10 protein-coding genes are annotated in these 12,144 nt (G+C 52.1%); 8 read left to right on the top strand and 2 right to left on the bottom strand.

Features of this window, described 5'->3' with window-relative positions; all coding sequences use genetic code 11:
• Positions 1-451 precede the first annotated feature (451 nt).
• From P8N76_18910 to P8N76_18885, 6 genes are all read left to right on the top strand, one after another.
• Positions 452-688, top strand: a complete 237-nt coding sequence (locus P8N76_18910) for a hypothetical protein (GenBank protein MDG2383751.1) — start codon at positions 452-454, stop codon at positions 686-688.
• Complete coding sequence (locus tag P8N76_18905; GenBank protein MDG2383750.1) at positions 689-940, top strand: hypothetical protein; 252 nt, start codon at positions 689-691, stop codon at positions 938-940. It begins immediately after the preceding gene.
• 75 nt (positions 941-1,015) lie between these two features.
• Positions 1,016-1,456: a hypothetical protein gene (locus tag P8N76_18900; protein ID MDG2383749.1), complete on the top strand. Its 441-nt coding sequence runs from the start codon at positions 1,016-1,018 to the stop codon at positions 1,454-1,456.
• Positions 1,457-1,744 carry a hypothetical protein gene (locus tag P8N76_18895; protein MDG2383748.1) on the top strand — a complete coding sequence of 96 codons (288 nt, stop codon included), beginning with the start codon at positions 1,457-1,459 and terminating at the stop codon, positions 1,742-1,744. It begins immediately after the preceding gene.
• A gap of 671 nt (positions 1,745-2,415) precedes the next feature.
• Positions 2,416-2,775: a hypothetical protein gene (locus P8N76_18890; GenBank protein MDG2383747.1), complete on the top strand. Its 360-nt coding sequence runs from the start codon at positions 2,416-2,418 to the stop codon at positions 2,773-2,775.
• 767 nt (positions 2,776-3,542) lie between these two features.
• Positions 3,543-4,115, top strand: coding sequence for a hypothetical protein (locus P8N76_18885; protein MDG2383746.1), 573 nt, complete (start codon positions 3,543-3,545; stop codon positions 4,113-4,115).
• 229 nt (positions 4,116-4,344) lie between these two features.
• Here P8N76_18885 and P8N76_18880 read toward each other — a convergent pair whose 3' ends face one another.
• A complete protein-coding gene (locus P8N76_18880; protein ID MDG2383745.1) occupies positions 4,345-5,964 on the bottom strand; it encodes an NAD(P)/FAD-dependent oxidoreductase in 1,620 nt (539 codons plus the stop codon).
• A gap of 764 nt (positions 5,965-6,728) precedes the next feature.
• Here P8N76_18880 and P8N76_18875 point away from each other — a divergent pair.
• Together P8N76_18875 and P8N76_18870 are read left to right on the top strand one after the other, a co-directional pair.
• Positions 6,729-9,764, top strand: a complete 3,036-nt coding sequence (locus P8N76_18875; protein ID MDG2383744.1) for an aminotransferase class III-fold pyridoxal phosphate-dependent enzyme — start codon at positions 6,729-6,731, stop codon at positions 9,762-9,764.
• Between the two features lie 345 nt (positions 9,765-10,109).
• Positions 10,110-10,778 carry a hypothetical protein gene (locus tag P8N76_18870; GenBank protein MDG2383743.1) on the top strand — a complete coding sequence of 223 codons (669 nt, stop codon included), beginning with the start codon at positions 10,110-10,112 and terminating at the stop codon, positions 10,776-10,778.
• 61 nt (positions 10,779-10,839) lie between these two features.
• Here P8N76_18870 and P8N76_18865 read toward each other — a convergent pair whose 3' ends face one another.
• The gene (locus tag P8N76_18865; protein ID MDG2383742.1) at positions 10,840-11,775 is read right to left on the bottom strand and encodes a formylglycine-generating enzyme family protein; all 936 of its coding nucleotides are present in this window, start codon (positions 11,773-11,775) and stop codon (positions 10,840-10,842) included.
• Positions 11,776-12,144 lie beyond the last annotated feature (369 nt).

The raw sequence follows: 12,144 nt of genomic DNA, 5'->3' as shown, positions 1-12,144 counted from the left end.
TCGACTGAATTGCCACAAGATCCATTGCCAGCTTATGCATAGCGGTGGCGCAGACAGCAAATTTTTTGAATTGGGTGATTAGGGGGATCATCCCAGTTGGTCGTGTTTTGCCCGCAATAAACAGCCCGGAAGCAGGTCCAGACGGGAATTGCAGGGTCTAGTCGCAATTTTGATTTGTTGGGAGGGGCTGGCTATGATTAGAGAATCAAGCACGTGTTGGGGTGCTCGCGTATGGCCGTTTTGCGCCTTTCGTATCAAGGGGTTGCATTACCGGTCTTTCCGCGGCTAATTAGTCGCGGCCTTATTGAAGCGTGGCGTCAAAATCAGGAAACAGTAGCTTCCCGTTTTCTTTCCGCGGCCAATTAGTCGCGGCCTTATTGAAGCCCACCACACATTGCACATCACCAGGCGCAGAACACACGCTTTCCGCGGCTAATTAGTCGCGGCCTTGTTGAAGCCTTTTGCAAACGCGGTCGATGACAAATTCAAAAACGCCACCGTTCGAAAAATACCCTACAAAGTGAGGGCATCGGTAGCAGCCGGCTACGTTGGCAAAACCTATGCAAATAATAGTACCGAAGTTTTTTCCATGGGAATGGAACAACTTTACAAAGATCCAATAAGTTTTGCTGAGGATGATCCTGAGTATTTTAAATTCATCGTTGGTGTTTTACGGGGAGACATTTAGATGGTTATCATTGTGTCAGATAATACAGGATCCGATGAGATTGCGCGGCGCAATGAATTGGGTGAGTGGACAGGAAAACAAGCCGAACGTTACCGCGATGCAGAACGTGACGAGTATCAGTTTTTTTATTCCGTGGCACATGGAGATTATATAGCGGGACTGGCGGCATTTTTTAGTGCGGAAGATCGGGGAATTAAAGCCGTTTTAGAGCCGTTTGAAATAGCAAAAGAAGTAAAGGGGAGAAAATACTAGCTGACCGAATTAACCAAATTGAAACCCTTTCCGCGGCTAATTAGTCGCGGCCTTGTTGAAGTAGGGATAGAACAAATGCAAACAGTGAAGATTATCGCGTGGGTGATAGTAATCACATTGTTGGAGGCCGTGGCGTGTTACGCCGGGCACATGACCGAGATTCAATATCGAGGCGATCTAGATGACCGCACACCGGCGATTTGGCACGCCTATGTGATTAGCGAGCAGGATCCAGCCTCGTTGCCAAAGTGGGAAAGTACAAAAGCAACAAGTTGCTATTTTTCGCTCGACAATTGGCAGGGCTATTCAGGGGTAGGCAATTGCAAAACAAATAGTATAGGGTCCATGGCTTATGATTGGGCAATCGACACTGATTTGTTTGTGGCTTCGCGCAGTGATGGGGACACACGTCCACTACGTGCCACACTGCGGTTCCATAATATGGTGCTAGTCGATGGCGTTGGCAACACTGTGTGGCAATACAACAAAACACACATAACGCATGAGGCATCGTAAATGGCAGGCGATGCAACGGCAGATGGATTATTTGATAGCGCTGATATGGTCACGATCTTTCAAGCCGGTAAGTATGAAACTGGAAACGTTGCTAATTGGTACGAGGGTGATTTTTCGGGCGATTTTTTGGTGACAAGTGCGGATCTTGTCGTTGCATTGCAGACAGGGCTTTACAACGTTCATGGGCAAACCATAGCAGTTCCTGAGCCGTCAAGTGTTGTGCTGTGGTTGATTGGTGTTTGTTGTGCGATTCGTTTTGCTGGTCGTCGTCGCGCGTGTGGCAAATAGTGTTGTATTCTGATCCACCCACTTCCCGCGCTAATACGTCGCGGCCTCGTTGAATACTGAGGTGGCTTTTGTTGCAGGAGACCTAGACTTCTCGCGAAAACAGTCATTGAGTTGACGTGTTGATGTCGGCAGTCGATTCAACACTTGACAGCCCTGGCGTGTTCTCAGAAATGGGGGCACTGTTTCGAAACCGCTTTGGTTCTGAAGCAATGTCTGACGTCAGCATGTTGCGTGACGGACGTCATCGGCCCCGCTGCCCCCCCCTGCTCTCTTGTTGCGACTTGGCCAGATATTCATGGCAATGATAACCGATTGAATGTCAGTCAAGACGAAAGTCGACGTGCGTCTTTGCAGGTGCTCGCCGACAAGTATTCGTGCCCGACAGAAATAATCTTAGATAAAACGCAGGGTGATTCAGCCGCGATGGGTAGGCGGCCTGTACGGGGTACTCTCTTTGCGGATAACTTGTGTAGGCAGTGGTCTAATCGGGATTGAACATCGGGTGCAACCGAGATATCTGGAGTCACCGAAAGCTCAAACCCGGAGTGGCCTTATTGCTGCCATGGCGAACGTGAGAAGATTCGCTGGAATATGCACTGGCCTTTCCGAAAATTTTTGTCGCTGTTAAGTTACACACGCAATTCATTGATCGATAGCGAAGGGATATTGTTATGGCACCCGCTGCTCCCGGTAAGGTCCAAGCGATCGCAATCATGCAGCTTGTCTGCGGAATTCAAACAATTCTCGTCGCTGTTGGTATCGCGATTGGAACCCTTTTTCTTTATTTACCTTGGGTCTTTGCGCTCGTGCTCGGGATCATGGCGATCGTGCGCGGTTCGAAATTGATGGGATCCGGAGCTTACGGGGCAGGAAACAGTAAAGCCATTCCGATTATGTTCATCATCAACATCATCAACTGTGATGCCATTGGGCTGGTCGTGGGAATTGTCTGCCTCGTGTTCCAGGCTGAGCCGGAAGTTGCCGACTATCTGGACGGTGTGTCGGAAATGGAAATGGAAATGGATGTTTGAAGTTGTTTCTCGTGGTGGGTTCCAACAGAAAATGTCGTCCTTCAGGGGCGAACGAGCTGAGATCTGACCCGATCCAACGGGACATCGCTCCCAGGTTGCTTTGCATGTCTCGTGCGGTAACGACGGCAGACGGCAAGGTTGCGTGAGGTTTTTTTCGCAATTCCAACAATCTATTGGGCGAAGTCACGCTCTTCGACGCATTAGTCCTTCAGAAGACGCAATTGGATGATAATAGTTGCATGGGAAGAGTGCATTTCGAGGCCTTTTGAAGTTCCCTCGGAAGCGATTCTGAGTAGAAATGGCGTCTGGCATAACCAGCGAGATTTTCGGATGCGCCCTGACGTTCCTGGATCCTCGTAGTTGGCAACGTTTTAGATCCGTGCTCTGCCGAGCTTCAGATGGAGTAACGCGGTTCTGACCGACCCTTGTTGAAGCAGTGGGTGCTTGCCGTGCGACTCAGTGTTCCAGATGGGTGGGCTGGTGATTGATGAGCCGAACGCTGAGGAAAATTAAATGCGGTAACGTGAAATAAACCGCATTAAAATAGGCCGATGAAAGCGTGATTCAAAGGAAATTATCATCGATCGCGATCGGTTTGTTGCTGGAAATAGTGACCGTTCAAGTAATAAATCGCTGTCAGCTCTGCAAAAAATAAAGCAGGCGGCTAAAGATATTCAGATGAGGTGCAAAAACTTTTGTCCATCTGTGGCTCGCAGGTCGGGTGGCTCCGAATCAAAAAGCAAGAATCGTGGAGGATAGTAAGTGATATGGGAAAAATAATTATTGCATCCGTATTCTGTTTGGCCTGGTGCGGCGGAATGGTTCGAGGGGCTGACAACGAAGAGTCCGTGCTCAGGACAAAGGATCCCAAGTCACAGCAAGCCAGGAACTTTCTTGAAGCGTTGACAAAGGGTGATTCAAAAGTCATTGAAGCGATGCTCGCGGAGGACGTGGGGGGGGCCTGTTTTGGGGAATTCGTCAACGGGCGAGAGCCGTACATGAAACGTCTCAAGCTGGTCCGCGAGGGGCTCTTTCGAGACATGCGTTTTCGATGGGCAAGTGTACACACCAACTACTTCACGCTCGACGCCATCGCTCCGTCGCAAAATATCTTGAGTACGGAGACCTACCAAGAGGCTGGCGATATGATGGCGCCGATTTGGACCAATATTTGGACCTCGTTCGAAGCGGTGGGGCGTTCTTCGAAGGAGTCGGTCTCGATTCCGATGCACATCGATTTCCGATGGCAAGATGACAAAATCAAATTGATTTTGATGTACTACGGCGATTCAGCTTCCTTGAAAAAGGAAATAGCCGCTTATCAGTTGAGCAAAAGATAGCCCCAATGTTTGAAGTCCAAACGGAGCCGTTTGGATGCCGGGCTGATTAACGTTCACTCGTTTTCGCTGGACGGATCCGAAAGATTGTCGATCTGCAAGAACCACTCTGTTAATAGTTTGCAGGCAGGATGGGCTCCACGGTTGTTGGGGGGCGGATTTTTCAATCATGCAGGAATGCTTCGGGCGATTGAAAGCCTCGTTCGAGTGACAATCGATCGCTCGGTTGAGATCACGCAATTGGATTTTTCGATGCTTGGTTTTCGTTCGTCTTGGTCCACTCTTCGGGACTGTCGCAAGGTAAGATGACCAGTTGTTGTCCGGACGCGGTTAGGAAATCTTGAGCGGGACATTTGGCAATTTGTTTCGCAGCCATGATTCCGGTTTCGGTCGCGCCAGCCACGCCGTGTGCAGCCGTGCTTGCTCCACACATGAACAGGCCTTCGATTTCGGTCTTCACGGGGTAAGCCCAGGGGCCAATTTGGTTCCAACGCTTGGAAGTTCCGTAGAGTGAGCCTCGTGTTGCGTGGATGTAATGAGCTTTGGTCAGGGGAGTTCCGAGTTCCGAAAACACGATGCGTTGTGATACTCCTGGGATTAACTTTTCCATGCTTTGCAGCATTTTTGCACTGAGCATCGCCTTGTAACGTTCATAGTCGTCGGGCCGATCCCCATATTCGGATTTCTTCCATTTCTGAAATAAATCGTAGGATGCCAATGAGAAGCATTCCATCGTGTGTAATCCGTCTTGGCGTTTTGAGCGATCTTTCAATGTCGTGATGGTAAGAAAGATGCCGGGCAGTTCATCATCATCTCCTAGGTCGTGGGTTCGTTTTGCCTGGTCATAGACCTCTTCAACGCGTGCTGTGTTGGAGCACCAGTAGTTGCCGGAGTCGAAACCCATCGCCGCTAAATCAAGATCTGTGGCGCAGAAAAGGCTGATCGCTGAGTGTGAATACTCTGTTCGCGTCAACCTTTTTTGAAGTCGTCGACTTAGGTTTTCCTTTCCAATGAGTTCGTTGAATGTGATGTGTGGATCCGCATTGGAAACGACTTGGTCAGCTGTGATGAACGTTCCATCCCCAAGCCGAACGCCGATAGCTCGTCGTCGGTGGGTTCCCTCGAGTTGAATCTTGGCAACCGGGGTGTTGACGCGGATTTCACCCCCATGGGCTGTCAAGCCACGGATGAATGCCCGGGGGATCGATCGAGCTCCGCCCTTTGGGTAATAGCCGCCTTCGAAGTAGTGTGCCATGATGGCTGCGTGTAATGCGGCCGGAGCCTGGCTTGGCGCCATCCCGTGATCACCCGACTGGACGGTTAAAATCGCTCGCAATCGTTCGTCTTTGATGCCAACCCGATCAAGCAAATGATCGATCGAACGCAGTCCAAGGGTCACCAACCGTAGTTGGTCGAGCAGGCTGCGAGGTTTTCCACTCACGTTGGCGAGGCTGTCGATCAACAAAAAGAGTTTGTCGAGATTTTGGCGTTCGGCGGGAAACTCTTTCTGGAGTCGAGCGAGGTATCGTTGTCGACCTTTGGGAATGTCAAAAGTCTGATCTCCAATCACCACATGGTCAAAGCCATCCGGATTCAATTCAAGAAAGGTAAGGTCATTGGCGACCCCTAATCCCTCATAGATTTGTCGCAAACGGCCACCGGGCTGAAGCTGGCCGATATAATGCACGCCCGGGCTGTAAAGAAATCCTTCGAGCGAAAATGAGTGACACCAACCGCCCGGTAAACTGTGTTGTTCGAGCACGAGCACTCGTTGGCCAACGCGCGCGAGAGAGAGTGCGGTCGTCAATCCACCGGCTCCGGACCCGATGACAATCGTGTCAAATTCGCTCATTGATGTCTGCCTTATTCTTGTCAAGTAAAGAGGGCTCAGGGTGTTGACACTTTTGCCGTTGTTGGGCTGCGTGTTGATCGACGGTTCAACAGAATAGCGAACGAACGACTCCGGCAAATTGTACTCTCCACGTTGCGTTTCGTCGCTATCAAATCTGATTCGATCCAGTTGTCGAGGGGTGGATCACCCCATTCTGGTGGCGGCAATCTGTTGGAGATCACGTCAAAACCAGATACTCCCGGATGGCACCTTTGTCCTGTGGTTCATCGGCTGGTTCCGTTTTATGGAGCTGGCGAAAGGCGGAGGTGGGTAAACAAAAAGACAGGGGGTCGCGGTAGCTATCGTGGGGGTAGGGCGATTCGCCCTGACACGAAAATCGATCTCGGGAAATCTTTCTCAGTCCATCGAGAGACCGTGCTGTTTTGAGGTCAGGCTGTTCGGGCATGGGCCGGCTGGTGACCGCAACGGGTGATTCGTAGCCGACTTTGGCACGGAAGCGGTGTTTCGAAATGAAAAACGTGGTTTTGGAAGTGATGATCACGCGGTTGTGCAAGTCGATGGTTGATCACAAAAAAACACCGCCTCCTGGACATATCGCCTGGGTGCGCTGGTAATATGTTGGCCGATTGAGCCTCGAATTCGCGGAAAGCTGAATTGAAAAGTGGCCGTCAGGTTAGGCGAAATGGGAAATGGAATCAGGTGGCATCATGTGGCAAGCGGTAAAGCCTTGCGGATCCGGCGCATGACCAACGAGGCAACAGTCAATGGGGATAACAGGAAAGCCGATTCTTGCGTTGGAAGCCGTTCGCGATCTGTTTCATGAGAGCTACGGAATGCGTTCCGTGTCCGCCAAGGTCTTGCCCGGCGAACGGGATCTCAATGTATGCCTGAAAATGGCTGATGGTCGCCGGTTTGTTTGCAAGGTTTGCAGTCCTGAGGAGGAGGACGTTCGGCTCGCTCAGCAACGGGTTGCCATGGAACGCTGCCGCGACTGCTGGTTTGTACCGAGGGAATTGGAGACGAAGCAAGGGGAAGGACTTGTCGAAGTAACCTACCGGAGTCAGCGATACCGTATACGGTGTCTTGAATATCTCAGTGGTGAGCCATTGGCAGAGCTTGCGCGACCCAGCGATCATCTGTTGGTGGACCTGGGCGAAAAACTGGCGCTGATGGATGAGCGATTGGCGCCCATGCCAGCGGATGGGTTAGACACATCCTTTGCTTGGAATCTTCGAGATGGAGTCGAGCAGGTACGCACGCATTTGTCGCTCGTGCCGACGCGAGAGCTCCGCGAGCTACTCGCGATGGTGGCGGATCGAGCCGAGGAGGCGATTAGGTCGTGCGCTACAGAATTGCCTCAAGCGGTTATTCACAATGATGCGAACGACTACAACATCCTGGTGAGTCGAGAATTGGATGAGACCGGAGAGCGAAAGATTTCCGGCCTCATCGATTTTGGCGATCTGTCATATTCTTTTCGCATCGCCGAGCTGGCGATTGCAGCCGCCTATATCGTTTGTCGACGACAAGACCATGTCTCGGCGGTCACCCACCTTGTGCGAGGTTATCACTGTCTGCAGCCGTTTGCGGCTGCAGAACTCGAATGTCTGTGGCCAATGATGTTGCTTCGCATGGCAGTAAGTATCGTGATGAGCTTTTACCAGCAGGGCGAACGACCGGATGATCCCTATCTATCGGTGAGCAGGGCGCCCATGTTGGCGGCTTTGCCAAAAGTCGCGGCACAGAACGATCGGTTTGTCACCGCGCGGCTGCGCGACGTGTGCGGCATGGGGCCTGAGGCGGACTCAACGAGCTTGGCCGGCTGGCTCGCCGAGCCTACGGTTGAACTATTTCCGGTGATGGGAATTCCGCTGACCGAAATCGAGACGCCCGTTATCAAGCTTGATGTGCAGCATGCACCCGCGGGAAATCCGGAATCAGAATTGTCCGTGTCTGATTTGCATCCACCTGGAGGGTACGCGCTCGGCCGTTACGAAGAACCTCGGCTAATCTACCAAAGTCCTCTTTTTAATATCGATCCCGAGGAAGGTGGAGGGCAACGCACGATTCATCTCGGCGTCGATGTGTTCGCTGAGAAAGGACACGCTGTCTACGCGCCCCTGGATGGCATCGTAATAGCCGCCGTGTTTCGACCAGAGCGTCAAGACTACGGAGGCTTGCTGATTCTTCGGCACGAACCGATTGCGGGCCCAGCGTTCTTCAGTCTCTACGGACATCTTGACCGCGAAAGTGTAGCAGCTTGGAGTGTAGGGCAAGCTGTTCCCCGTGGTGCCTCTTTAGGTTGCTTGGGTGGACCTGACGAAAACGGCGGTTGGCCTCCGCATCTCCACCTCCAGGTGGCCAGCGATTTATTGGGTACGGGAGACGGTTTTCCGGGCGTTGCAGCTGCCGACGAGCAATCGGTTTGGACAGCGTTCTGCCCGCACCCTGCCGCGCTGCTTGGCTGTTCGGCCGAGCTAGCGAAGGCCAGTCGGTGGGAACCGTCGCATGCTGCAAGTGTGTTGCGCCAGCATCATTTTAGTAAGGCCCAATCGCTGAGTTATCGTCAACCAGTCGAGCTGGTTCGTGGATTCGCTCAATACTTGTACGATCAGTCGGGCCGACGGTATTTGGATGCTTACAACAATGTGCCGCACGTGGGACATTGCCATCCTCGTGTGGTCGATGCGGCTGCGAGGCAAATGCGCAAGCTCAATACAAACAGTCGTTATCTTCAAGGGGTAGCTGGTTCGTATGCGGAACGGATAACTTCCTACTGTCCCGACGGGTTGGATGTATGCTTTTTATTGAATTCCGCCAGCGAAGCGAATGAACTGGCGATTCGACTTGCCAGGCAATTCACGGGACGCAAAGCGATCGTGGTGCAGCAGGCTGGGTATCACGGGCATACGACCACGTTAATTGATGCCAGCCCCTACAAGCATGCCGGCCCCGGTGGCAGCGGGCCGCCTCCGTGGGTCCACGTTCTACCCTTGCCCGATCCGTATCGAGGAATTTATCGGGATGACTACGAAGGCCGCCAGTTTGCTTCCCAAGCAAAGCGCGCGATCACAAGCTGGGCTCAATCCGATTTGCCGCCGGCCGCGGTACTCCTAGAGACCTGGCCCAGCGTGGGCGGGCAAATCGTCTCACCACCCGCCTATCTTCCGGTGGTTTACGATACGATACGAGCAGAGGGGGGAGTGGCGATCGCCGATGAAGTGCAAACAGGGTTCGGCCGACTAGGCGATTGCTTCTGGGCCTTTGAACGCTACGGAGTCGTGCCCGATATCGTCGTGTTGGGTAAGCCGATGGGCAATGGGCATCCACTTGCTGCCGTCGTAACCAAACGTGTGGTGGCAGATGCGTTCGAGAATGGCATGGAGTTTTTCAGTACCTTTGGAGGCAACAGTGTATCGGCTGCAGTGGGACACGCCGTCCTTGACGTCCTCGAAGACGAGGCCTTGCCTGCACGCGCCAAGTCGGTGGGCGTTTCCTTGAAACAGGGCATGGATGTGTTGACGCGGAATTTTTCCTGCATTGGCGAAGTGCGTGGAGCCGGGCTCTTTTGGGGTATCGAATTGGTTCGAGATAACAGCTCACGAAAGCCCTGGCCAGAGCTCGCTGATCGGATCGTGAATCGCATGCGCGAACAAGGGGTGCTCATCGGAACTGATGGCATCGATCACAACGTGCTGAAGATTCGTCCTCCAATGCCTTTCGATGAGAATAACGCCCGACAACTCTTGTCTTTGCTTGAGGCAACGATCCGTTCTGAATGCCCCGCATCTTCCGAGTAGCCGAAACGACGATTGGTAACGTGTTTGTTTCCCGCGAGTAAATGAGTCTGAACACGTTGACGAAAGGTGCTGTTGGCGTCTTGGTCACACGCAATGCTAAAAAGTTAAAACGTGTAAATCCGAACTCAATGTTTGTACGCAGAAAGCATTGCAATTCCAGTCTTGCGTGATACGCTGATGGCGTTGTAAATCGCCCGCGATTTCAGTTGGACAGCCGTTTGGTATGTTCCTGAAGGCTGTTATTCCGCAAGAGCTTAACACCACCGGATGAACATGGAACGATGGTGCAGGTGTTGAATAGCACGTGGGCTCATTGATGATGCGACTTTGACTTAGGAGAAGCTAATGACGAAGATCTTTCAAGCACTTGTAATCGTTGCCGTATGCGGAGTTCCTGCGCTGGCGACGGAGATTAATTTTCAGAGATCGTACCGTTACAACTATCTTGAATTCGATAGCCAGGACGGGAACCAGTCAGCGCGTGAGGACGCCACCAACTTCGATCGATTTGATAGTGATTTAAGCCGCGACTTCCAAGCTGGAGAGTCGGAGGCTGCGTCTCGTGCAACACAGACGTCGGAATTCTCAGTAACATCGATTCTCGCCAATGGATCCACGACCGGGTCCTATGGTCCGCCGGTCGGAAGTAGTAACGCCAGCGGTCAGTCGCATTTCGAAGTGGACTTTTCGATTGCCGAAGCAGTCGGATATTCCCTGGATCTATCGGCGTCAAATAGCGAATTGGGCCATGTGCGATTGGTCGGGCCGAGTTTTAGTATCGATCAACAAGTGGGACTGGCTGGAGGCGAGCCATTGTCCATCTCGGAAACCGGAATCGTGCAACCCGGGGACTATTCGGTGTTGATCAATGTTTCCAGTAGTGGAGCTGTCGACGGAATCGTTGGGCAATACGACCTCAAATTTGAACTCGTGCCCGAACCGATGTTCTCGTCAATTCTGATTTTGGCGATGGGGATGGTCTGGGTGCGAACGTCCCGAAGATTACGTACCTGAAAAAGGTGTCTGGTACCGTTCCGCGGTCGATTGCTTTCGGTAGAGTGAGTCGCCAAAGTTTTCACGCGGAGATTACGTTTCTTCGTTGGCTAATCATTTTTTTCGGAACTGTCATACTCATCGCCACACGAAACCCATTGACGGGGCCACGGAGCGATGGATCGTTCGAGTTGCGGTAGGTCGAACGGCAGCCGGCGGCATAAACACGCCAACCACCACCACGAACGACGCGGCCTTGGTCTAGCAATCGGTTGATCGGATTCGCCGATGCTTCACGGGCCGTGTTGGGTGCGGGGTTGATCGGGTCAGTGACGGCGCCTGCCCTGTATTGGGCGTAATGATCCTGGCACCATTCCCACATGTTTCCGTGCATGTCATGGAGGCCCCATGCATTGGTTTTTTTTTCGCCAACAGGATGAGGCCGATTTTGATTGCTGCTCAACGCTCGGATTTTTTCAAAAGGTCCAAGCGTTTGGAAATCGATGACCGCATCTCCGCTGTTACCAACAAACCAGGCGTATTCAACAAGCTTCGAAGCCTCGTTGCCGAAACAGTATTCGGTGCTTGTTCCAGACCGACAGGCGTATTCCCACTCGGCTTCTGTCGGTAGGCGATAAATACGGCCTGCGGATTTCTCTTTGGGCATCGCGGAAAGCTGCTTGCAAAACTCGACGGCATCGAACCAGCTGACAGAGTCCACAGGATTCCTGTGGGATTTGCTGCTGCTGGGGTTCTTTTCCATGACCTGCTCATATTGTTCCTGAGTGACCTCGTAAACACCAAGATGGAACGGGTGGGTGAGTGTTACCTCATGGATAGGGGTTGTCGTCCCCGGTATTTTCGTTTTGACATTGGAGCCCATCAAAAAGGTGCCGGGTGAAACCAGCGTCAACTTCATACCGATTGAATTTTCCAAAGGTGGCTCCGCCCCGGATAGCAGAGTCGAGCTGTGAAGAATCAGGCTGAATACACCGAAAATGGTCAGAGCGTTTCGCATGTTGTCTTTTGTGAAAAGAGTGCTGTGAAAAGATGCAAAATCGATTCTAAGCATCTTGAAGCCACAAAGGCAAGTGGATTGCAATGAATGTAAAAGCGATCCGTGTCGCCACCCAATAGATTGCCAGGGTGTGAGAGACAACTGTGAGCCGTGGGTCTGGCAACCATTGGATCGCACGCCCGATACGGATGGATGGTGTCGGTTGCTCCTTGATTCAATCCTTCGTAATCGAATCTCTGATTTTATTCGGGAATCGGGTCTCTGGATCTCGTCGGTTTCCGAGTTGTTTCCGACAGCTACATGGCATTGTTGAAATTGGTGGGCGAAAGGTGAAGAAGTCGGCGAAGATCTCTCGAACCTGTTGGTTGT

This window comes from Pirellulaceae bacterium (assembly GCA_029243025.1).
Lineage (GTDB): Bacteria > Planctomycetota > Planctomycetia > Pirellulales > Pirellulaceae.
This window is presented reverse-complemented; position numbering and strand designations above follow the sequence as displayed.